The organism is Robertmurraya korlensis (assembly GCF_023715225.1).
Classification (GTDB): domain Bacteria; phylum Bacillota; class Bacilli; order Bacillales; family Cytobacillaceae; genus Robertmurraya_A.
This window is the reverse complement of record NZ_JAMBNS010000003.1, coordinates 35,221-58,888: the sequence shown is the minus strand read 5'-3', so window position 1 is coordinate 58,888 and position 23,668 is coordinate 35,221. Positions and strand designations below refer to the sequence as shown.

Sequence of the window (23,668 nt, the reverse complement as noted above, 5' to 3'; positions counted from 1 at the left end):
ATTAATTTTTAAAAAATAATTAATAATGAATAGGAAAAAACTAATAGATTTAACAATTGATGCACTAAAAGTATTTTCTGATACATTTACTTTGTATTTTTGTTTTGATCTCACACTACTATCGATGAGTACATATCCAATTGCATTATCAGATTGCACAAGAAGAGATGTGCGAAATCACTTTCAAAAAAACATTGTATTTTATGTAAACATACAGAACGAACTAGTAGACTTAATGTTGTCACAAGGAGTATATTTGAGACCTCCACAAGTAGCGATAGATAGTGAGGTGGAATTTGCTGATTCGATCACATATCTCAATGGTTTTTTTGGCGGATCAAGACCTCTTAATACTGCTGAAATTTCTAATCTATCCAGAATTGTTCATAGAGCACAGTTTTCAAAAATGGTATTTGTCACTTTTAGTAAATTAGCAAAAGAAAAAGAGTTAAAACAGCATTTTAGCAAAGGTAGAGATGGAATCGAAAAAGTATTGCAATCACTTCAAGAGGTTCTTGATAAAGAAAATATTCCAATATCAGCATCTGGAGACTATAAAATTTCCGATGTAGACATGTCTCCATTTTCTGATAAGCTAATGTTGTTTTTTGCGAATACTTGTCTAGGAATATTCTGTTTTACTATGATAAGTCAGGCTATGACTTCCAGCTTAAGAACCGATATTGTATCTAAACTAAGCAAAATTTCTGATGATATGAAGAAATCTTATGGTTTAGGTTTAATATTAGCGATAAAAGAAAAATGGTTTGAACAACCACCACAAGTAGTTAATAGAAAAGTCTAATTTGTTTTGTTATTTGACCATAAAAGTGAGCCATTTCTTTAAATTGAAATGGCTTACTTTTTTTAAAGTAGTTCTTATTCATTTACAACAAAATGGCTAAAATTAGTTATTAGAAAATTATAAAAATTATAATTTTATTCCGAAGATTGACCCCCCTAACCGAGAAATGTCTACTTTTCAAGCAATAAATTAGTTAGTAATCTAATAGTGCAGCAAGCATTATTAATCTGTAAAAAGGAGTGGTAGGAAGAAAGAGCAATGGCAAAAAATGAAAGCGATATCATTCGGTTTAGGAAAAATTTAATAAGGGGGAAATCTAGTGAAAAGCACTGTGAGTAAGTGGAAAAAGGTGGCCAAATCCTCTGTTGCTAGTACTGTCTTAATATCAACTATCGTTTTACCGGTTTTTTCAGTTCATACAGAGAATGAAAGGGTTCAGGCGGTTACACTCAATAAAAGTAAAGACACATTTGTTCAATCCTTTGAAAATCCTGAAAAGAAATTTGAATCTGGGTTTAGGTGGTCTTTGCCACTGGGGATGACAGATGACAAAGAGCTGATTAGAGAGTTAGAAGCTATATCTAAAGCTGGGTATGGTGTAGTTGAAGTCATGTCCAATGCTCATCCTACAGGAATAATCCCAGAAGGAAAACCTCATGCTGGTGAAAACTATGCAGATGTATACGGAATGGGTTCAGAGGAGTGGAGTCGTTCGATTCGAACAATTTTAAAAAAGGCAAATGAACTTGGAATAAGAGTTGATTTTCATATTTCAGTTAATAATGGGTCAAATACTCATGTGCCAGGTATATCTCCAAATGATGATGCAGCGTCCAAAACACTTGTACATAAAGCAACTACAGTAACGGATGCTGTTAACAACCTACCACCTTTATCAGAGATTACTCCCGCAACTGCTACCTATGTAAGTAACATAGATGGTTCTACACAAAACATTCAAGATCACTTCTATGCCGCCCTATTAGTCAATGTTACGGAGAAGAATAAAAAGGTTAATAAGTTAATAGAAGCCGATGGTTTGTCAGGTGAACGTCGTGGTAAAGCTGGCATTACAACATTTGATGCTAACTATGACATTATTGATCCTAATAAAACCATTGATGTAAGTGCGCTATATAATCCTGAAACTACTTTGTCAGAAAGAAATAAGGTTAAGGACGAAATCAAAAAAGTTTATAATGGCGAAGGGAACTGGGAAATACTAGGTTTTTGGTGGAGAGGTGAGGGAGCGTCAATAAGTGGTGTGACTAAATATCCATCCTATAAAATAGATTACTTCAGCCAGGCAGGAACCGACGCAGTGATGGACTATTATGAAAAAGATATCTTCAGACTTGGCCAACCGGGGTATGAAGATATGAAGAATTTGCTAAAGAAAAACGGAGGACATATTTTTAGTGATTCTTATGGGGCTTCAGCCAATTGGGCTCTAGAATTACCGGAGAAGTTTAAAGAATTAACGGGGAAAGAAATCACAAAATATTTGCCAGCCATTTTCTATGCAACGAATGACACAAATGCTTCAACCAAATTCGGATTTGCTTTCTCCGATGGATCGGAAGTAGACGTGTTAGAAGAAATCCGACAAGCTATGACAGATTTACATGTAAAATATCATCTCGAAGGATTGACCAAGAGATCCAATGAACTTGGATTATTGTATCGAGCACAAGTAGTGTATGCAACCAGCCGCCTAGACATGATTCAAGCTGCAGCTGCTGTAGATGTTCCAGATGTTGAATCCTTGAACTTAGTAGATAGTATTGATTATTACACAGCAATGTCTTCAGCCAACCACCTTCTTGGGAAAGATGAAGTTTCAAATGAATTAAGTGCAACGTATGGAACAAAAATTGGTGCATATGCTTTACCAATAAAAACTGTGGTAGACCAAGCGAATCGGGCATTTGCAGCTGGTATTAATCAGAGCTTATTGCATACGTATGCTTATAGTTATATGGATACTCCAGGGAATGCGAACGCTATGTGGCCAGGAAGATCTCCATTTGGAAACTTCTTCAGTGAGGCGTGGAAGGATAATATGCCACAATGGGAGCATATGGATATATTAGGAGATTATTTAGCTCGTACCTCCTTTGCAATAAGAGAGGGAACAACAAAGCGAGATATTGCTGTCTACAAACACAGTTATTGGTGGCCAAGACATGTGTCAGGTATATGGAGAGATCCAGAGCTCTCAGATGCAGGATTCACTTATGATTTCCTAAGCCCAGCTTCACTAGATTTACCTGAAGCTACGGTGAAAAATGGCAAACTTGCTTCAAATACTGCAGAATACCAGGCCTTTGTTTTTGATACAACAAATACAAAGGATATGCAGGACGTTGGAAACGCTCTAATGACCCTATCAGCAGTGAAGAAAATGGTCGAATATGCGAATGCAGGGCTGCCAATTATCATGGTTGGTTCCTACCCGACTGGAATGCCTGGAATCGTCACAAATCAAGAGAAGGCGGAATTCGATAGCGCTATAACAAAACTAAAGAAAAGTAAAAATGTGGTGGTAGTTGCATCTCAGGGAGAAGTACCAAGTGCTTTAACGAAATTAAAAGTAGCCCCTTATGCCGAAAATAAGACTCCAGAACGTATTATGTCTTATCGGACAAAAACAGAAGATGCAGATATTTACTATGTGTATAATCGATCACGAAATTATGTAGAAGGGATCGATAGTACATTCCATAATTCCTTAACTAATTATGGATATAAGAAAGAAGACGGGGGAACAGTTACAACGAAAATTGCCTTAACGGGAGAGGGTGTACCTTATACGTTAAATGCTTATACAGGTAAAATTGAAAGAATTGGAAATTATGAAGTAGATTCAAATGGGAAAATTGTTGTTGAAGTAACATTGGATGTAAATGATGCAACACTGATTGCAGTAGCTCCTAAAAATTGGGTTAATGGGGATCAAGTATCTAAAAAACAAATATCCTTACAAGACTCAATTGTAGTAGATAACTGGGACTTAGAAATTAAGTCTTTTACAAATAAAAATGATATTTCTGCCGTGGGTCCTGATGCTTCTGAAATGAAGTATACAACGATCTCTAACATATCATTACCAACATTAAAAACATGGACTGAATTAGGCACTATTAAAGCAACTGTAACGGAGGAAGATGGAACAGTTTCAACGAAGGATGTTGACTTAGGAACGATTTCTGGGGTCGGAAACTATTCAACAACTTTGACCTTACCGTCTTCATGGAAGGAGAAGAATGGAGCCTATTTAACTATTGAAAATAGTTATGACACTGTTAGAGTATCTATAAATGGTGTAGAATTGCCAAATGTTAATCCATTGTCTTTAAAGACTGATATAAGCGGGCTATTAACCTCAGGAGATAATACAATTGAAATTGAAACCGTAACAACATTAGGCAATGCCCTATCAACTATTCGTCCAGCTTTTTATAATAGGAAAAATGATTACGGAATAACTGGGCAGGTAAAAATCATTCCTTTTACAAAAAAATAATTGAAGTTTGAGCATGCTGAAGAATAAAACCAGACAGAAAATTAATTCTGTCTGGTTTTTATTCTTAGTATGTATAATTCGCCCTCCATTTGAAACGAAAATAATTTATTAAAACATCTTGTTACTTAGGTTAACCTTTTCAAATAGAAATTGAAAAATAGTATTCACTCAACAAAATCTAATAAGATAGACTCCACATTTCTTAAGATCAATAAAAAGCCGATTCTTTTCCAGCAAGAAGGATAAGTTAGGCTTTTTTGTTTAGTTTCGATCGTTATAAAAAGATAGCTATTAAATATAGTATTCTAGGTGACCAAAAATAATAAGTAAGAATAAGGAAACTATTAAACTCCATAATTTCTTCTATATATGCTTCTACTAAAAATGTTAAATTCAGATGAATTTTGTAATGTATTTGTAATATTTCTAAAATATTGTTGTCAAATTGTGATGATATAATGCAATAGATAGATAATTTTGTCGAAAAGTCAATTACATATAAATTGTTTCACTGCGCGGAAGCAGGGAGGATCTTAAATTGAAAAAAACTAGATTAATTACACTTATTACAACAGTAACACTTGGAGTAGGCAGCTTATTTACTGTTTCACCAGTAAATGCCGAATCCATTCAAAATATTGAAAGCAATATTGTAAGCGTTCAACAGCAGCTTAGTAGTTTACAAGCACAGCGTTCGGAAGTAGAAGCACAAATCCAGAAGATTGAACAAGCTATTGCTGACAACAGTGCTAAGATTGAATCTACAAATGCTCAAATTGCGGAAACACAGACTGAAATTGAACAACTGAACAGTGCAATAGCTGAGATTGAGGAACGAATTGTGGTTCGTAATGAAACATTGAAAGCCCGTGCTGTTTCCTATCAAGCTAGTGGTGGTCAGTTAAGCTATCTGGAAGTAGTATTGGGTTCGAAGAATTTTGGTGATTTTATTGACCGTGTTGGTGCAGTGGCAACAATAATAGATGCTGACCGGGAAATGATAGAAGCACATGAAGCGGATAAAAAGGAAGTAGAAGAGAAATACAAAGAAGTCGAACAAAAGCTAAACGGCCTAAACAGTATGAAGGTTGAACTTGAGGGAATGCAAGCTCAAATTGCTGAGCAAAAGGCAAACAATGAGGCTCTAAGAGCACAGTTGGTCAATCAAGAAAATGATAGCATAGCAGAAATATCTAGTTTGCAACAGCAGAAAGCAGAATTACAAGCAGCTGCTGAGGCTGTAAAAACCACTGCTCCTTCAAATTCTCAAACTGGGACAAGCAAAGGAACTTCAGTAAGTAACTCTAGTTCAATACCGGTTTCAAATACAGCTGTTCCATCTGATGCTATTTCGACTGTAATAAATGCAGGCTATAAATATATTGGAAATTCAGTCTATGTTTTTGGCGGTGGAAGAACAGCCTCTGACATAGCAAATGGACGTTTTGACTGTTCTGGCTTTGTATCTTGGGCCTTTTCACAGGCTGGTATTCGCGTAGGCGCTAGCACGGATTCCTTAAAAAGTACTGGTACACCTGTATCTGTAAGTGAGATGCGACCTGGTGATATGGTTTTCTTTAATACATATAAACAGGATGGACATGTTGGAATCTATATTGGCGGCGGCAAATTTATTGGGTCGCAAAGCTCTACAGGTGTAGCTATTGCCAATATGTCTAGTGGATATTGGGCAGATACTTTTAATGGAAGAGTTATGAGAGTTATTCATTAATAGATTAATAGATAGGGAGTTTTCCTTGTCTACATACGTGTATAGAAAAACGGTACCATAGCAGGTAACGGGTTCGGTTTTCAAGTACAAAAACTTTATTATCAAACAAAAATGCAGTCCAATTCGCAACTTTGGACTGCATTTTTGTTGTTATTCATTGTTGACTTTTTCTAAGAGGCATAGGAATTCATAGGCGGAGAAATTCCGGTTAATGTGTTTAGTAGGGGGTCAAGAAGCATATATAAGGGGAAATATTCCGATTAACTTCTCTAAATTTACCTAAATCTAAAGATTAGGTTCATATAAGCGGAAAAACTCCACTTATTTTGCAGGACATGTTGGTATTTCCTAAAATAAACGGAATTTCTCCGTTTAGGTTAGTTCTTAAATTATGTTTTTAGCTTCATAAATGAAAAGTAAAAATAATTTAAGAGTTATTTTTAGTCAACAAAGACCCTCTTATTATAAGGGTCCTTGTTGTGAAAGGATTTTTTAAAGAATACTTTATTCTAAATTTGCATGTTTTCCGTACATCTTATTAGAGTCTAATCCTTTAATCTCCATAAATCTTAATATTAAAGCATCGTAAAATAACAGCATAGTTTGTTCAAATAGAGAACCCATCGGTTGTAAAGTTTGATAATTACTGTTTGATCTATCTTTCTGTGCACCCGGTAGTGGAACAACTATATCCGCAATTTTTCCAAGGGTAGATTCAGGAGAGGTGGTAATTAATGCAACTGCTCCACCCAACTTCTTAGCTTTTTCTGCTATTGGAATTAACGTATTCGTTTCACCAGAGCCTGAACCAATAATCAATAAATCACCTTGTTCTAAGTTAGCTGTTACCGTTTCACCGACCACATATGCATCAAGCCCCATATGCATCATTCGCATGGCAAAGGATTTTCCCATTAAGCCAGACCTTCCAGCACCTGTCACGAAGATTTTCTTGGATTCAAGGATGGTATGCAATAATTTGTCAGCTTCTAATTCAGGGATTAAATCAACGGTTTTACTTAATTCCTGAACCACTTCCTTTAAGTATTGAGTGATATTCATTGATGTATTATCCTTGTACAACTGCTTCTTGAATTAGTTCTTGCATTTTTGCTGCTACTGACTTCTTATCCTCTTTTCCAGTAATTCCACCACCGACAATCACTAGGTCTGGTTTTTGATCAATTACCTCTGGAAGAGTTTCTAGTTTAATTCCTCCTGCAACAGCTGTTTTTGCATTTTTAACCACGCTCTTAATAGTTGCAAGATCTTCAAACGAATTTTTACCAACTGCTTGTAAATCATATCCAGTATGAACACAAATATAGTCGACTCCAAATTCGTCTAATTGTTTGGCACGTGCAGCAATATCTTTAACTGAAATCATATCTACTAGAATTTGTTTTCCTTGTTTTTTTGCTTCTTCCACTGCACCTTTAATAGACTCATCTTCAGCTACACCTAGAATCGTAACGATATCTGCTCCTGCAGCTGAAGCTTGGCTGACTTCGTAGCCAGCAGCGTCCATGATTTTTAGGTCGGCTAATACAGTAAGATTTGGAAATGCTGCCTTTACTTCTTTTACTGCTCTAAGACCTTCATTGATGACAACTGGTGTTCCAATTTCAACTACATCAACATGTTCCTCTACTTCCTTCACTAATTCAATGGCACCTGGGATATCGACTAAATCTAAAGCTAATTGTAATTTCATAATAAATTCGCTCCTTTTTTTGGGTATGAATTTATTATAATTACAAATTGTTCAAATAGTGAAGTACGCACATTAAACTCATATAGTAACAAAAAGTATACTGTGAAGACACAAAAAAACATGTACGATTGAACGTACATGTACTTTATCATTATTTCAATTGAATTTCTTCGTCAGTATTTGTTTCAATAAAGTCTTTATATTCTTTTCCCCATTCATACATGGCTTCTAGAATAGGCATTAATGTTTTTCCTCGCTCAGTTAGGGAATATTCTACTCTGGGAGGGACGACTGGGTAAACTTCTCGATGAACGATAAAGTCGGATTCAAGCTCTCGTAATTGGTTTACTAACATTCTTTGAGTAATCGAAGGCATTAAGTTTTTTAATTCATTAAAGCGTTTCGTACCTTCTTTTCCTAGATACCATAAGATCAACATCTTCCATTTTCCACCGATGACGGCTAACGTTAGTTCCTTTTCACAACTATACTCACGATAACAAACGTGTCCCAATTCTCCCACTCCTTTAACAGTTAGGTATATATATTGTAACTATATGATATTAAAGTGCGTACTTACTTAAAGGTAGTATAACAGTTATAATCAGCACTGTATATATTTTTCAAACCATACCCATTAGTGTTTTAACTAAAAAAGGCGCTAGGAATATGAGCTTATTTATTAAATATCTTCTGCATCGGTTTCTTCACTTGAGCGCTTATTTCCTTTATAGATAAAATAAAGGGCAATAATCACCCTTGCTATTGATCCTCCCCAAGAAAGTTAGACAAATCGTTTTATGCATGTTTCAAGACCTTAGTTCAGTATTCTACTGGACTTAGGTCTTTTAGTTTTGCTTTCATTCGTGTGATTTTAGAAGCTTTATTTAATTGTCTTTCCCACTAATAGGTGCTTTGTGTGGAATGTTGTCTACTTCAACTAGTTTCACGGCATTATACTGGCTCTTCATTAAACATTATGTTCAGCAAAATATCATTCATTCAAAGTATTATTAAAAATAAGATCCTAATTGATTTGTTAGCATTTTTAATACTGTTTATCTCAAATATAATCAAGCTACTAAAAAAGAAATGGAGGAGTTCTTTTATGTTAACAATTGATTATATAGGAAACGAAAAAATACCAATCGATTTCAATTGCCTCATTCATTTAAAAATGAAAACATTCGTGTGTAAACCTCATTAAGGATGAAGAGACAATACAGCCAATGGATGTTTTTAGAAGAGGGAATTTACCATATTTAAAAGCCGTAAAAAATAGTTTTATGGCGGCCATGCCACTTTTAATCATTGGATCGTTTTTTGTCTTGTTCGCTTATTTACCCTTTGATGGATATACAAAGTGTATGCAATGATATTTTTAAAACAAAATAAGAATTAATGGCAGCTGGAATTACTATCGACAGCGATATTTCGAAAGGTCCATCTGAAACATATCAACTGTGGATACAGGATCCAGACGGAAATAAGATTGAAATTATGCAGTATACTGAGAATTCATTACAAGTGAAAGGAAATTGTTAACTATGAAGCTAGGGATTATTGGTTCGGGAGTAATTGTTGAGGAATTCCTACCTAGATTAGTTGAGATGGATGGGATCGACATCTTAGGTATCCAGGGAGTCAAAGAATCGATTGATTCAGTGAAAGAAATGTGCATCAAGCATAATATTTTGTGCGCAACCTACGATTTTGATGAATTGTGTGCTACCGGTATTGATACGGTTTATGTTGCTGTCCCTAATTTCCTACATTTTGATTATTGTAAGAAAGCGTTGGAAAGAGGGCTGAATGTCATTGTAGAAAAGCCGATGACTAGTAATTATAAAGAAGCAGTCTATTTGCAGGAATTGGCAAAATCAAAGAAGCTATTTCTCTTTGAAGCTATTACTACACTTTATTTGGGGAATTATAAGAAAATTCAAGAGTGGTTGCCTCAAATTGGAACAATCAAAATTGTTCAGAGCCAGTACAGTCAGTATTCGAGAAGATATGACGCTTTTCAGCAGGGTGAAGTTCTACCTGCATTTGATCCAGCTAAAGCAGGTGGGGCATTGATGGATTTAAACCTTTATAATCTTCATTTTGTCATGGCCTTGTTTGGTAAGCCCGAGACGGCAAAATACTTTGCCAATATTGAGCGTGATATCGACACAAGCGGAACTCTTGTGTTGACATATCCATCCTTTATTGCAACTTGTACGGCAGCCAAAGACTGCAAAGGAATTTATGGTGGTATTATTCAGGGAACAAAGGGTTGCATCAAAAACGTATATCCCGCGAATTTGATTGGTGAGGTTTCTCTTGAACTAAATGATGGAACAATAGAAAAGTATGATGATGGATCTGCTAGTGAACGATTGATTCCGGAATTCACGGCATTTGTCAAAGCGATTAATAAGAATGATCTTGATTTTTGCTATGAAAATTTAGATAGAAGTCTGGCCGTCAGCGAGGTTCAGACAAAAGCAAGATTGGAAGCAGGAATTCATTTCCCGGCAGATGATTTAGTTCTAGTTCAATAGTTACTGATAACCATATCAAAGGAGACTTTTATCAGAGACCCGAAAACTAGCATTGGAATATGAAGTGCTGCCCTAATTCCTAGGTAATTTTCTTTAACCTACCTAGGAATTGGCAATTATGATACAAGAACTGATAAGGTTATTGACAAATAAAAAAATTGGAAGGTAAAGGAAAAGAAGATGTTGCATAAATTGAGAAGCGAACTAGAAGGACAATATCCACCTGGGTGTGCAAAGGTTTTGGAGGAAATAGAGAAGTCATTTGTTTTTGAAATGTTTAATAGTCAAGTTGCATTATCCGTAGGAAATTTAATTGTACAAATATCTCAGGAATATAAAGAAGATGTGATTGTTAGAATTACAAGGGAAAGCGATGAGTTAACTGTTTTTCAGTATGTAGGGAATAGTAAATCACAGAGAAATATTGACTTTGCTTTAGCAAAAAGGAATACAGTGTTAAAAACAGGCCATTGTAGTTTGTGGGCAATGGCTCAGGAATTAACCAATGGTGGTTTAGAAGATATTTTTCAAGAAAATAGTAATTGCTTACCAGTAGGCGGAGCTTTTCCTATCTATGTAGGGAAACAGTTGGTTGCAACGATTGCGGTTTCAGGATTACGTGATGGGAAGGATCATAAGGTAATTGAAGATGCACTGTGTTCCTATTTAAACAAAGAGATTCCAGTATTTAAAGGAAAACTTATCTAAGCGAATGAAAGCAAAGCTTTAAGACCTAAGTCCAGTAGAATACCAAACACAGGTCTTGAAAGATGCATAAAACTATTTTTCTAACTTTCTTGGGTAAGATCTCACCGTGCAAGGGTTAATGTTTTTGTGCGATATTGTATTCAATATGTAAACAGGTTAAATCACGCGTCATGGCTTTTAATCTTACTTGTTAGATATTTTATAGATGGAACAATTGCAATAGAGATTACTAGTACTCGAAATAATTGAAATGCTGTAACAAGGGTACTATCAGCATGAACTGACGCAGAAATGATGCCCATTTGATCAAGACCACCAGGCACGATACTTAAAAAGCTCGTTTTAAAGTCGAGCGGATAAACTTGCATCATTAATAGAGCGAGCCCAAAAGCGCTGGCAATATATAGAAACGAAGATACAAACGCATAGAAAATCATCTTTTTTGATAACTGAAGATTCTCTTTATTCATAAGCAGTCCGATGTAAATCCCCATCACAATTTGTGCAACATGAAGTGCACTCACTGGAATTTCTGGAACCTGGATTTTTGCCAGTTGTAATCCCATAAATAAAAATACCGGACCAAGCATATAGCCGGTCGGAATTTTTATTTTCATGGCTATAAAGCCAGCGATGTAACTCAAAACAAAAAACAATAAAAACGAAAACGTGTAATGTGCGTTTGAAACAGATGGGCCCGAGATACTGCTAGCTACAACAAGCAGTGGTACAAAGCCAATAATGCAGATTACACGGAGCACTTGATAAAACGTAATCAAGGTAATATTTTTATTACCTTGTTCTTCAGCATAAGCAACAATTTGTGTCATTCCGCCAGGTACACAGCTAGTAAGTGCGGTCAGTTGGTCAACTTTCACACGTTTAGCTATAACCCAGCTGATGAAAATAAATAAAATGATATATAGGACATTTAATAAAATCATCACAGGTAAATAAAGGCGAATATCTGCAAGTGTCTCTAGAGTAAAGGCATGACCAATCGAATACCCAGCAATAACTAAACCAAAATTTCGAAAGTGTTTGTTCCATTTTAAAGGAAGTTGCGTCGTTAATTTTAAAACTAATATGGTTAGCAATGGCCCAAGAAGCCAAGGCATTGGGATATGGAACAATTGAAAAGCATAGGCGCCAATAACACCAAGTAATGCAGTTAATAAATAGCTCTTTGCTATTGCCATAAAAAAACCTCAATTCAGAAAAAGCTAGTTGAAACTTCGTTATTTGCTTGCACATATTTTATTCTGTCTTTTCCACCATAACCATCCACTCAGATGCTGCAAGAAGTCAATATAATGCTTTATTTACTAGTAGTGAAGAGCAAGCAACCACATATGAACGTGCAATTTAAGTATAAGAGCTGTATTCCTTTTAACAGGGGGATAGGGCTCTTTTTTTTATTTTGTTTCTTCAATAGTTTAAATGAAAAATCCCCTTTAAAATAAAATCATATACAAAATGGAAGGGGTGCTGTTAATGCATCTTAAGGATTTTCTCACCGAAAAAGAACAAGAACAATTTGAAAAACTGAAATTTGAGTTACTGGTGTTGCTCTAGAAGTGATCTTAAAATCAATGTCGGTTCATACTTCTAGGGCTTTTATGATTAATCCGAAGCAGTGAGGGATATGGAGAACGCTCGGCTAATTATAAGAGGATCGTACCATAGAAATGTTATTTGCCCGTATCATAAAACTGTCTTATATATTATTTCCATAACTAAATATTGTACTAAATGAATAAAGTGATTGATCAAATATCCTTCAAAGCTCTCAACGTCTTATTCCGAAACTGAATACGGTTCATATAGTCTTTTGCCACTAGTTCTGTGTAAATTAAATCAAAAAGTAAAAAAAGTGGTAAGGTTGGAGAAATGTTTTGACCCATATGCATATTATTTTTACTCATGACTAAAAGGGTTAAATCTGCTAACTGAGAAAGTTCAGATGTTTTTTCACTTGTAATGGCAAGAATAGACGCACCCTGTTTCTTAGCAATATTAACCGCATCGATAACTTCTTTCGTATTCCCTGACACAGAAATACCAATGACTAAACTTTTGTCTGTGCTTAGTGCGGCATCCATTACAGCGAGATGTGGATCTGTAATTGACTCAACATTTATGCCAATCCGAAAAAACTTCCATTTAAACTCTTGAGCTGCAATTCCTGAGTTGCCGATACCGTAAACATGAATTTTTTGAGCCTCATTTAATAGAGAAACAGCTTGTTGAATATCAAAATAATTCATTTTTCTAAAGGTCGTTTCAATAATCTCCAAATGGTTTTGATAGAGATTAGAAAAATAATCAATCTCTTTGATATCACTAGTCATGGTTGGTTTGTTTCTTAAATCGATATATCGTCTTAACTCATGTTTAAATTCATTAAATCCTGAAAAAGAAATTTTTTGACAAAAACGAGTGACAGTAGCAGGTGATATATGAATTTTTTTTGCAATTTGACTAATCGTTAACTGACTGATTTCATCAGGATTATGAATAATATATGTTGCTAAATCCGCCTCAGAGCTTGTAAATTTCTCCATAGTAGAGGCTATACCATGAAGAAGATTCTCACCGAGATATTCCATAATGATTTCTCCTCTTTTAGATTTACTATTCGTAAATTATACACAGTGATGACCTTATTCTTCGTTTTAGTGTTGAAAACTATGAGAAATCTTCACTTGGAGTCAATGGACTAAGGCTAAGGGTTTCCTGTTCAAATCATTCTAATTCACCTTATTAACAAAGAATTTTAAAGCAAAAAGACAGTAGAAAAGTTCAAATTAAACGAACTTTCTACTGCCTAATTTCATTTTGGCTTATTCAGTGCCCATGCAACTGCCTGAGTTATTTTTTCTATTATTTATTCTTGCATAGAGCATCCACAAATCTTTTTGTAATAATCTGTGGTCTTGTAATCGCTCCCCCTACAACGACTGCGTGCACATTAATATCTAACACGGTGCGTGCAATTTCTGGAGTTGATACATTACCTTCTGCGATCACTTTTGCGTTTTTCACTTCTTTGACAATTTGTTTAATAACAGCATAGTCATGATCATCAATTTTTAAGCCATTTGTCTCTTCTGTATATCCATATAATGTCGGTGCCACAATATCAAACCCTAACTCATCGGCGTAAATAGCTTCTTCAACCGTAGACACATCAGCCATCAGAAGAATATGAGGATACTCCCTTCTTACTTCTTGATAAAATGATTTTAAATCATTGCCATCGGGACGGATTCGATTTGTTGCATCTGTCGCAATAATTTCGGCACCCGTCTCGGCTAAGGCAGCGATCTCTATCATAGTTGGCGTAATAAAGACAGGATGGTCCCCGTATACTTGTTTAATGATTCCAATTACAGGAAGAGATACATGTTTTTTTATTTCTACAATGTCTGAGACGGAGTTAGCTCGAATCCCAACTGCTCCACCTTCCTTTGCAGCTATTGCCATACGGCCCATGATTAACGAACTATGCAATGGTTCCCCTTCTAAAGCTTGACAAGAAACGATTAATCCTTTATTGATCTGTTCTAACACCTGATGCATTTTAATCACTTCCTCTATTTATTCCTTACCTAAATACTCTTCTATTTCGTTTTTGACAATAGTAACTTGAGGTCCATAAATAATTTGTACACCTGTTCCTTTTTTCACTACCCCTTTTGAACCAGTCTGTTTTATGACATCATCCTTCACCAAAGATTCATCCTTAATTGTTACGCGTAAACGAGTCGCACAGCAATCGACAACATCAATATTATTTGCTCCGCCTAATCCTTCAACAATCGTTTTAGCACGCTCTGTTGCTGAAACTTGTTCAGTAACCTGATCCTCATCTTCACGTCCAATAACCTTGAAATTCTTTTTTCTTATTAAAAACTTGAATGTAAAGTAATATAAGAAAAACCAAGGAATACCTACCAATAGCACATATGGCCAGTTTGTTTTATCGACACCTTGCAGAACTCCAAATAAAATAAAATCAATAAATCCGCCTGAGAAGGTTTGGCCGACAGTAATATTGAAAATATCTGCCATCATAAAAGCAAAACCATCAAAAATAGAATGAACTAAATAAAGAAGGGGTGCCACGAATAAGAAACTAAATTCGAGTGGTTCTGTGATTCCTGTTAAGAATGAAGTTAACGCAGCTGATAGCAGAATTCCTGATACTACTTTTCTATTTTTCTTTTTAGAACAATGATAGATCGCTAAAGCGGCCCCTGGTAAACCAAACATCATCGTAATAAAACGGCCTGACATGAACCTTGATACTCCTTCATAGTATTGTTCAGTCGAGGGGTCACCCAATTGGGCAAAGAAAATATTTTGAGTACCGCTGACTATTTTCCCGCCAATCTCTAGCGTGCCACCAAGAGCCGTTTGCCAGAATGGAAGATAGAAAATATGGTGCAATCCAAGCGGTCCAAGCATACGTAAGAAAAATCCATAGAAAAGAGTTCCAATTTCCCCGGTACTTGTAACAAGTGACCCAAGCTGGTTGATTAACGCTTGGAAGTAAGGCCAAATTAGAAATAGAATGGCGCCTACTAAAATGGAAGCAAACGAAACGACGATAGGAATAAAGCGAGATCCTCCAAAGAATCCTAACACTTGAGGCAGCTGAATTTTATTGTATTTATTATGCAAAGCAGCTGCCACGATTCCAACTATAATACCTCCAAATACACCGGTTTCTAATGTCTGAATCCCAACTGCCATCCCCTGCCCGCCTGCCCGGCCCCTGTCAAATTTTCTTGCACTAGGTCACCAGTTAAAGAAAGTAAAGCATTGATTGTACTATTCATGACAAAATAACCAATCATTGCAGCTAATCCGGCTGTTGCTTTATCAGAACGAGCTAGTCCTATCGCTACACCTACTGCAAATATAATAGGCAGGTTAGTAAATACAATTACACCTGCTGCACTCATAATTGTAAAAATGGCCTGTAGCCAACTAATATCTAAAAATGGATAAGCTGAAACCGTATTCGGATTAGACAGCGCTCCACCTATACCTAATAACAAACCTGCTGCTGGTAACACAGCAATCGGTAGCATAAACGATTTACCAAATTGTTGAGCTTTTTCAAAAACTTTTTTCATTGCTGTTGCCCTCCTTCATCTTGCTAGTCCTACATCTTATACCGGTATAACGGTATCATATATCCGCAATTAGAAGAGTTCAATGGAGTTTCGTTCGGTTTCAACTATTTTCATTCATCTCCCCATAACATTGAAAACATTTTCAAAATAATGTGTTAACCTATTTTTCTTTCATTTCTGATAGTAGAATATCTACTTGAAATAACTCCCTGATTCTTTTTTTCTATAACAGCTATTGCCATGATCAGATGTAGTTTTTCAATTAGTTTGATAAAAGGTGTGTGATAAACCTATCTGCATTAGACATCATATCAACTGCTCTTCCAAAGGAAGGAACAACTAGTTTTCTAGCTACAACAATGACTCAAAGCTTTACGGTTATTGAAAATGCACTTATGAATGCTGGAAAGTATATACACGAGCAACAGTCTCCTGGTAAAGCGGAGATCCTTGGCATTCATCTCGAAGGACCGTATGACAATAAGGCTAGAGCCGGCGCACAGCCTGTTGATTTCATTGTGAATTCTAGCATCGAGCAATTTAAAAAGTGGAACACTTTAGCGAAGAAATCTATAAAAATCGTCACATTAGCACCGGAACAGCCAGGCGGAATCGAGATGGTGAAATACTTATATGAAAACAGCATTATAGCATCGATCGGGCATTCAGATGCCACGTATGAAGAAGTGAACAAAGCCATTGAGGCCGGAGCTAAGCATGTCACACATCTATTTAATCAAATGCGAGGCATGCATCATCGTGAACCCGGTGTAGTCGGTGCAGCTTTTTTACACGATCAATTAACTGCAGAAATTATCCTAGATGGTTTTCATATCCGACCCGAAATGGTGAAACTGGTCTATAAGCAAAAAGGGAATAAAGAGTTAATTTTAATAACAGACTCTATGCGGGACAAATGTCTAATAAATGGAGTTTATGACCTTGGCGGACAAGCTGTAACAGTTGAAGGCGGGAAGGCACTTTTACAGGATGGAACGCTAGCGGGCAGTACTCTAAAACTCGGACATGCTATGAAAAACATGATGCATTATATTAACTGCTCACTAGAAGATGCGATTCAAATGGCTTCTCTTAACCCTGCTAAACAATTGAATATTATCGATCGAAAAGGAACGATCTCAATAGGTAAGGACGCTGACATTGTGATATCAGATGAGCAACTCGAAGTAGTCATGACGTTTTGTCGTGGACAACTAGCATATCTTCAAGGAGGAGAACATTAATGAGAATAGTAATAGTGAAGGATTATGATGAGATGAGCTTGAAAGCTTCGGAGATTTTGGTCAAAAGAATACGCCGCAATCCTAAAATAAAGCTGGGATTAGCAACAGGTGGAACCCCAGTTGGATTATATGGTCAATTAGTAAAGGATTATCAAACATTAACCATATTGATATAAAAAAATTAAATACCTACGTTCCTAAAGGTAATACAGAGGATCCAAAGAAGGAATGTAAAGATTATGAAAACCTCTTAGAGATGCATGGAGGGATTGATCTCCAAATTCTTGGCATCGGTAGTAACGGTCATATTGGATTTAATGAACCAGGAACGCCCTTTCAATCCAAAACACATCTTGTAGAATTAAACCTTCTACACGAGAAGCCAATGCAAGATTTTTCAACACCCTTAGTGAGGTGCCAACTCATGCAATCACCATGGGGATTGCCAGCATTATGTGCAGCAAAGAAATACTGTTGCTTATATCTGGAGATAGCAAAAAAGATGCTTTGATGCAACTATTACAAGAAGAGATGGATGAAAGCTTCCCCGCCTCTATATTAAAAACACATCCCAATGTAACAATTATTGCAGACGAGGCAGCTATAGGGAATTCCACAGTTTAAATTTATGCAATGTTAATGAGATGGTCGAATTAAGATAATTTATATCACCAAAAGATGCATAACGGTACTAAATAGATTGAAGCACGAAGCAACTATAATTCATACGTTAGCCTTATATGTCCAAGAAAAGCACGAAAATACTAAATATCCTTATGTCATATTAGCTCTTCCATCAAAATCTGAAGCGATTGATTTTCTTGTTAAATTACGTGCTAAACAAGTCATAAAAAAGCGGATGCTGCCCATAGAAAACGTTTTACAAAGCATAAATATCTTTTATTAAGTATGTCAAAATAAGATACTTTTACTAACGGGGCATTGATCTATGAAGGATGATGTCTAGTTATATTGAATATACTTGTTGTAGAATAGAAGTAGGTTAGTTCAATAAACAAAATACATTTTGTTATAATAAAAGCAAAATCTTAACTATATTTAGGAGATAAAATGTTTAAAAAAATTAAGGCTTGGGCGAAAAATTTAAAACGACAGATATTTATTCTCTATTATGCATGTAAAGATAAACGAATACCTTGGTATGCAAAGGTATTTACTGCTAGTATTGTCGCTTATGCGTTCAGTCCGATTGACCTCATACCAGATTTTATACCCATTCTTGGCTATTTAGATGATGTAATTCTCCTTCCGTTAGGGATAATGTTGGCATTGAAGATGATACCTAAAGATGTATTATTTGACTGTGAAATTAAGGCCGAAGAACTGATGAGAAAGGGGAAGCCGAAGAATTGGATAAGCGGTTCAATAATAATATTGATTTGGGTCATAGTTACGTTTTGGGTTTTTAAGAAAATTTATCCACTATTCAGCTAACAGGGGCGTTAATCTCTAAAAGGATTAATGCTTCTTTTTGTTGAACTGTTATTGAAGTAACGGTGCAGTAATGTTGAATAGGGTAGGTATTTAGGCTTGTACTAGTAAAATTCTTTTTCAGAATGGGAAGGTGTCATACTAGGTGGAGTTGACACATTGAAACAGTCATATAATCCAAATATAGAAACCACTTTGTATTGGTATAAGTTTTTCAAGTAAACATAGGTAATAGTTTGTCAATTTCTTTCAATTAAATCTTTAAATATTTCATGCTTCCAGAACAGCTTGAAATTGAAGTTTTATTTGTATGTACATTCCATTAGTTAGGGGGCTTCCGTTTAAGGAGAGCTCCTTTATTAATGAATCTTTTATTACTACGTGAAACTTTTATTAACACTAATGACACTTTGTAAACATCCTTATTGAACAAGAAGCAGGTTAGTTAAAGAAGACATACTTAAACAAATCATGTGAGTAGTTTTTAATACTATAATAATTTAACAAGTATTCTGAACTCGTTGAATGAGCAACAATACTTTGGTTTTTGGTCAAATATATAACTTTCAAGTAAACTTAATAAATACTAATAGGTACCTAAACGTTTTTGTTGTGTTTCTTTATTTTGAAAATGAACGATTTTTCCCAGTTAGTCGTATTACATATAGATCATTATTTTATGGAGTAGATCTTATGGATGAAAAGGATTTAATTCGAAAGGCGAAAAAAGGAGATACATTGGCGCTTTCGAAACTGCTACAACAGAATTATTCGTTCCTCGTAAAGTATTTAATGAAAGTTACCCTTCATCCACAAATCGCAGAAGATTTAACACAAGAGACGATGATGAAGTGTATTGAAAAAATCCAACTGTATAATGGTGAATCCAAGTTTTCCTCATGGCTCATCACAATCGCAACGAACCTTTTCATCGATCAACAGCGTAGAAAGAAGCGGGAGAAAAACTGGCTAGAGCAGGAACAAGCGCTCCGAAAAATGAAATGGAATGCAGCTAATATGAACGAAGAATGGACAGATGTACTTGATGTACTTGCCCAAATTAATGAAGAAATACGTATGCCAATCGTGTTAAAGCATTATTACGGATATTCATATGAGGAAATTGGAAAAATGATGGGCATTGCAGAAGGAACAGTAAAATCTCGAGTTTCAAATGGTCTAAAAAGTGTACGAAAGGAGTTGGCTGAACTTGAAGGAGTATGATTCTAAAAATAGTAATTCTAGGTTGGATGATGAAGATGAATTAACGGTTAGGCAATTAATAGATGGTTTAGAAAAACTGGATCAATGGAATCCAGTATCTACTCCAAACTTACAATGGTTTCAACAGAATGTTGAATTAGAGAAAAAAAGAATACGAAAGAAACAATGGAAAGACCTCCTCACGTTTATCTCTGTTGCAGTATTTGTGCTTTCAGTTGCGATTGCTGTCGTTTATCGTCAGCCAATTCTTTTTCTTTATTTTCAGCTTGTGGGGATTATCTTACTGCCCTTAGCTCTTAACAAAACTAGAAAGAAGGTCAGTAATGAATGAACTCAAACGAACTAAGTAGCATACCGCTTTGGTTATGGGTTGTGATTGCATTCATTCTGATTTGCCAGAGCTCATGGATGTTTTGGGATGCGCGGAAGAGGGGACACAATGCTTGGCTATGGGGTTTTTTAGGACTTATTCAATTTCCAACGTATCTTATTATCTATCTTATTTTTGCAAGAAAAATATTTAAAAGAAAGGTCTCAGGATCAAATTCCTGAGATTTTTTTATTTATTTTTTTCGTGAGTGAACGATTAGGCGAACGTAATCGTATTAAGGGTAAATAAAGAATTTAGAGGAGAAAAAAATGAATGAACTGTTAAATGGAATCCCATGGGGAGCGATTGCGCCAATTCTTGTCTTACATTTAATTCTTATGATTACCGCATTAGTTTCTTGTATTAGAGAAGAAAAAACGAACGGACCAAAATGGTTGTGGATCCTTATTATTCTCATTATCAACTTAATAGGACCAGTGCTTTATTTCGTTGTTGGAAGGAGAAATGATTAATGGAGTTATTAAAGGCAAGCGATTTAGTAAAAAGATTTGGAAATACGAATGCTGTTAAAGGAATCAATTTTCATATTGAAGAAGGCAGGTGCGTTTCATTACTTGGACCAAATGGAGCAGGAAAAACAACGACATTAAAAATGCTATCCGGATTGTTGGAACCGACTTCAGGTAGTATTGATTTTAAAGGGGAAAAAGCAAAGGATTTAAGGCAGTTTATTGGGTATTTACCTCAATATCCTGCTTTTTATAATTGGATGAGTGGAAAGGAGTTTCTTGTTTTCGCAGGACAATTAGCAAAGCTGAATCGTAAAGAAACAGAAAAAAGAAGTGACGAATTACTTGAACGAGTAGGCCTAACGAATGCGAAGAAAAGAAAAATAGGGGGGTATTCTGGTGGAATGAAGCAGCGCCTCGGATTGGCACAGGCTCTAATTCATCGTCCGAAATTACTTATTTTAGATGAGCCTGTTTCAGCACTCGATCCACTTGGGAGACGGGAAGTGTTGGACATGATGAGAGAGATTAAAGAGGAAACGACAATTCTCTTCTCAACTCATGTCCTTCACGATGCAGAAGAAATAAGTGACGACATTCTTATCATGCATGCCGGGGAAATTGCGATATCAGGTAGCCTGGGAAGTGTAATGGAAGAGAAGCGACAACCTATTTTACAAATTGAATTTGAATCACAGGCTGTCGATTGGCTAAAGAGCATAGCGAGTTATAGCTTTGTATCTGAAGTAAACATTCAAGGTAATAAAGCCAGCATCATATTAAAAGATATGGTAAATGGGAAGCAAACATTATTAAAAGATATCGTGGATAGAAAACTTCCAATTCGTAAGTTCGAGATTTCTCAAACAACATTAGAAGATTTATTTATGGAGGTGGTGAAGGCATGACACAATGGACTGTTCTTTATCGAAAAGAAATAAAGGAAATGGTGCGAAATTATAAAATTTTATGGATTCCAATTGTCTTTATCTTGCTAGGTGTCATAAAGCCGGTTAGTTCGTATTATATGCCGGAAATCTTGGACACTTTTGGCGGTCTTCCAGAAGGTACAATCCTTGAAATGCCTACTCCAACTGGGGCAGAAGTATTAATGATGGTTCTGTCAAATTATGGAATGCTTGGTGTACTTATTCTTGTCTTGAGTGCAATGGGTGTCGTTTCCGCAGAAAGACAGAGTGGAGTAGCAGGTATGGTCATGATTAAACCAGTTCCTTATTCCTCGTATATATTATCGAAATGGGCTGGGTTAATTACAATTACACTCATTTCATTGTTTATCGGATATGTAGCTTCTTGGTATTATACGAGTCTACTCATTGAAACAGTCGCTTTTGAGCACGTTTTTCAAAGTCTAGTGATCTACAGCATATGGTTAGTTTTTGTTGTTACACTGACGCTCTTTTTTAGTACGATAATGAAAGGAAATGGCAGTGTCGCTTTTGTTACAATTTTTGTGGTCTTTGCCATTTCGACGGTTACATCCATTCTAGGAAAGTATATGAAATGGAGTCCGGCTACGATGACTGAGCACACAGGACAGGTCTTGTTGTCAGGAGAACTAGATTCTAGTTTCTTGCTAGCTTTTATTACAACTATTGCTATTATCATCGTCGTTCTCATCTCGTCCATACAAATCTTTAAGCAAAAAGAGCTATTGGAATAAAAAAGGTATCCTACCGTGTGTATTCTTTTTTTATAGTTTATGAAACACTTCACTTAAATGTAGTGTAGTGTTTTAAGAAGCATATAAGTCAGATCGAAGTTATTTTTATATATTGGCGGGCGTTCTGATGGAAGTAAGTTCAGTCAATTTGTCACTTTACTTGGAGCCTCTACGGGCATGATTATATGCCGTGAAGCCCGACGTATTAAGGATCATGGCTCTGCTAGTAGGCTATCATGCCCGCCACTCCAAATAAAGTGCACGTCTCTACAATGGTATTCTCTTATACTTGAAAAGCTTTATTTTAGTTAATTTTCTTTATTAAAGACTATGGAAACTATAGGGGGCTTTGATTCAAGAAGGATTAAGGTCTCTTTATGTTGAAATTCTTATTGTAGAATAGGGGCAGGATAGTTGAAGAAGAACTCTTGAATACTATCTCAATTTTTAGTCTCTGAAGAACTGATACAAAAAAGGTACCTCACTATAGTGAAAGCACCTGTACTATAATTTAATCCCAGATTCGTATCCGTGGAACCCCTGCGGTTCTTAAATAATCCAATAACTGACCAGTGTGAATTGATTCGTGGTAGACAATACGGAGGAGCATATCCCCCAAGTCTCTTATGTATCCTGAATCAGAGCGGTCTATCTTTATATTTGTTAAATCTTCCTCAGAAAATGACTTGATTGTGTCGAAGAACTTATTACGATATGGCTTTGCAAACTCCAATTCCGCGCTTACATTAGTGAAAGGCCTATTTTCGAAAGGTGAAATAAACTCTGAAAGACTCCCTCTATTAATAAGTGCTAGGTGATAATAATGTTCGCTTTCTAGAACATGCCTGATCATTTCAATGCAATTCATGGCTTCATCATCAGGCTTCCATTTTAGTTTTTCTTCAGGTATCGATGTCCACACCTTAATGCTTCTTCTTCGAACTTCATTAAAGTTTAAAATAATTAGGTCAATTGAATTCAAAAAGAACCCTCCCTTACTAGTCATAAATAAATATTACACGAATATATGTTCTGGAGGAACTTTTTGT

Annotated in this window: 21 protein-coding genes and 3 pseudogenes; 16 read left to right on the top strand and 8 right to left on the bottom strand. The window is 35.8% G+C overall.

All coding sequences use genetic code 11. From position 1 onward, the window contains the following. The first annotated feature begins 25 nt into the window (after positions 1-25). The 3 genes from M3175_RS06820 (at position 26) to M3175_RS06810 (ending at position 6,063) form a co-directional block, all read left to right on the top strand. Positions 26-805 carry a DUF3231 family protein gene (locus M3175_RS06820; RefSeq protein WP_251516423.1) on the top strand — a complete coding sequence of 260 codons (780 nt, stop codon included), beginning with the start codon at positions 26-28 and terminating at the stop codon, positions 803-805. 319 nt (positions 806-1,124) lie between these two features. Next, positions 1,125-4,331 carry a glycosyl hydrolase gene (locus tag M3175_RS06815; RefSeq protein WP_251516421.1) on the top strand — a complete coding sequence of 1,069 codons (3,207 nt, stop codon included), beginning with the start codon at positions 1,125-1,127 and terminating at the stop codon, positions 4,329-4,331. Between the two features lie 538 nt (positions 4,332-4,869). After that, positions 4,870-6,063 (top strand): C40 family peptidase, encoded by a 1,194-nt coding sequence (locus tag M3175_RS06810; RefSeq protein ID WP_251516419.1) that lies wholly within the window; start codon positions 4,870-4,872, stop codon positions 6,061-6,063. A 504-nt stretch (positions 6,064-6,567) separates the two neighbouring features. Here the strand turns inward: M3175_RS06810 and hxlB are convergent. The 3 genes from hxlB to M3175_RS06795 form a co-directional block, all read right to left on the bottom strand. Continuing rightward, positions 6,568-7,125, bottom strand: coding sequence for a 6-phospho-3-hexuloisomerase (gene hxlB / locus M3175_RS06805; RefSeq protein WP_251516417.1), 558 nt, complete (start codon positions 7,123-7,125; stop codon positions 6,568-6,570). 7 nt (positions 7,126-7,132) lie between these two features. After that, positions 7,133-7,777 carry a 3-hexulose-6-phosphate synthase gene (gene hxlA / locus M3175_RS06800; RefSeq protein WP_251516415.1) on the bottom strand — a complete coding sequence of 215 codons (645 nt, stop codon included), beginning with the start codon at positions 7,775-7,777 and terminating at the stop codon, positions 7,133-7,135. Between the two features lie 151 nt (positions 7,778-7,928). Next, positions 7,929-8,291 (bottom strand): winged helix-turn-helix transcriptional regulator, encoded by a 363-nt coding sequence (locus M3175_RS06795; protein WP_251516413.1) that lies wholly within the window; start codon positions 8,289-8,291, stop codon positions 7,929-7,931. Between the two features lie 887 nt (positions 8,292-9,178). Here M3175_RS06795 and M3175_RS06790 point away from each other — a divergent pair. The 3 genes from M3175_RS06790 to M3175_RS06780 all read left to right on the top strand — a co-directional run bounded on the left by M3175_RS06790 (position 9,179) and on the right by M3175_RS06780 (position 11,031). Next, positions 9,179-9,322, top strand: a complete 144-nt coding sequence (locus tag M3175_RS06790; protein WP_251516411.1) for a VOC family protein — start codon at positions 9,179-9,181, stop codon at positions 9,320-9,322. Between the two features lie 2 nt (positions 9,323-9,324). After that, complete coding sequence (locus M3175_RS06785; RefSeq protein ID WP_251516410.1) at positions 9,325-10,323, top strand: Gfo/Idh/MocA family protein; 999 nt, start codon at positions 9,325-9,327, stop codon at positions 10,321-10,323. Between the two features lie 192 nt (positions 10,324-10,515). Continuing rightward, the gene (locus tag M3175_RS06780) at positions 10,516-11,031 is read left to right on the top strand and encodes a heme-binding protein (protein ID WP_251516409.1); all 516 of its coding nucleotides are present in this window, start codon (positions 10,516-10,518) and stop codon (positions 11,029-11,031) included. Between the two features lie 161 nt (positions 11,032-11,192). Here the strand turns inward: M3175_RS06780 and M3175_RS06775 are convergent, their stop codons facing one another. Then, entirely contained in the window at positions 11,193-12,230 is a 1,038-nt protein-coding gene (locus M3175_RS06775; protein WP_251516408.1) for an AbrB family transcriptional regulator, read from the bottom strand. A 47-nt stretch (positions 12,231-12,277) separates the two neighbouring features. Here M3175_RS06775 and M3175_RS24860 point away from each other — a divergent pair, with 47 nt between their 5' ends. Further along, on the top strand, positions 12,278-12,400 hold the full coding sequence (locus M3175_RS24860) for a hypothetical protein (RefSeq protein WP_285852202.1): 123 nt from the start codon (positions 12,278-12,280) through the stop codon (positions 12,398-12,400). A gap of 400 nt (positions 12,401-12,800) precedes the next feature. Here the strand turns inward: M3175_RS24860 and M3175_RS06770 are convergent, their stop codons facing one another. From M3175_RS06770 to M3175_RS06760, 3 genes and pseudogenes are all read right to left on the bottom strand, one after another. Beyond that, complete coding sequence (locus tag M3175_RS06770; RefSeq protein ID WP_251516407.1) at positions 12,801-13,640, bottom strand: MurR/RpiR family transcriptional regulator; 840 nt, start codon at positions 13,638-13,640, stop codon at positions 12,801-12,803. A 274-nt stretch (positions 13,641-13,914) separates the two neighbouring features. Continuing rightward, a complete protein-coding gene (locus M3175_RS06765) occupies positions 13,915-14,613 on the bottom strand; it encodes an N-acetylmannosamine-6-phosphate 2-epimerase (protein ID WP_251516406.1) in 699 nt (232 codons plus the stop codon). A gap of 18 nt (positions 14,614-14,631) precedes the next feature. Continuing rightward, positions 14,632-16,175: pseudogene (locus M3175_RS06760) on the bottom strand (PTS transporter subunit EIIC). A 281-nt stretch (positions 16,176-16,456) separates the two neighbouring features. Here M3175_RS06760 and nagA point away from each other — a divergent pair. The 9 genes and pseudogenes from nagA to M3175_RS06710 all read left to right on the top strand — a co-directional run bounded on the left by nagA (position 16,457) and on the right by M3175_RS06710 (position 22,619). Next, a complete protein-coding gene (nagA, locus tag M3175_RS06755; protein WP_251516405.1) occupies positions 16,457-17,419 on the top strand; it encodes an N-acetylglucosamine-6-phosphate deacetylase in 963 nt (320 codons plus the stop codon). Then, positions 17,419-18,043: pseudogene (locus tag M3175_RS06750) on the top strand (glucosamine-6-phosphate deaminase). The gene nagA and the pseudogene M3175_RS06750 overlap by 1 nt, the downstream one beginning before the upstream one ends. A gap of 447 nt (positions 18,044-18,490) precedes the next feature. Beyond that, complete coding sequence (locus M3175_RS06745; RefSeq protein WP_251516404.1) at positions 18,491-18,874, top strand: YkvA family protein; 384 nt, start codon at positions 18,491-18,493, stop codon at positions 18,872-18,874. 126 nt (positions 18,875-19,000) lie between these two features. Beyond that, positions 19,001-19,093 (top strand): annotated as a pseudogene (locus M3175_RS06740) (GNAT family N-acetyltransferase); the annotation flags it as partial. A 471-nt stretch (positions 19,094-19,564) separates the two neighbouring features. After that, positions 19,565-20,095 (top strand): RNA polymerase sigma factor SigY, encoded by a 531-nt coding sequence (gene sigY, locus M3175_RS06735; protein WP_251516402.1) that lies wholly within the window; start codon positions 19,565-19,567, stop codon positions 20,093-20,095. Beyond that, positions 20,082-20,426, top strand: a complete 345-nt coding sequence (locus M3175_RS06730; protein WP_251516399.1) for a YxlC family protein — start codon at positions 20,082-20,084, stop codon at positions 20,424-20,426. Before sigY ends, M3175_RS06730 begins: the two co-directional genes overlap by 14 nt. Positions 20,427-20,734: 308 nt before the next feature. After that, positions 20,735-20,938 carry a PLDc N-terminal domain-containing protein gene (locus tag M3175_RS06720; protein WP_251516393.1) on the top strand — a complete coding sequence of 68 codons (204 nt, stop codon included), beginning with the start codon at positions 20,735-20,737 and terminating at the stop codon, positions 20,936-20,938. After that, the gene (locus M3175_RS06715; protein WP_251516390.1) at positions 20,938-21,843 is read left to right on the top strand and encodes an ABC transporter ATP-binding protein; all 906 of its coding nucleotides are present in this window, start codon (positions 20,938-20,940) and stop codon (positions 21,841-21,843) included. Before M3175_RS06720 ends, M3175_RS06715 begins: the two co-directional genes overlap by 1 nt. Beyond that, entirely contained in the window at positions 21,840-22,619 is a 780-nt protein-coding gene (locus M3175_RS06710) for an ABC transporter permease (protein ID WP_251516387.1), read from the top strand. The genes M3175_RS06715 and M3175_RS06710 overlap by 4 nt, the downstream gene beginning before the upstream one ends. 511 nt (positions 22,620-23,130) lie before the next feature. Here M3175_RS06710 and M3175_RS06705 read toward each other — a convergent pair. Further along, entirely contained in the window at positions 23,131-23,601 is a 471-nt protein-coding gene (locus M3175_RS06705) for a DinB family protein (protein ID WP_251516385.1), read from the bottom strand. Positions 23,602-23,668: the final 67 nt, after the last annotated feature.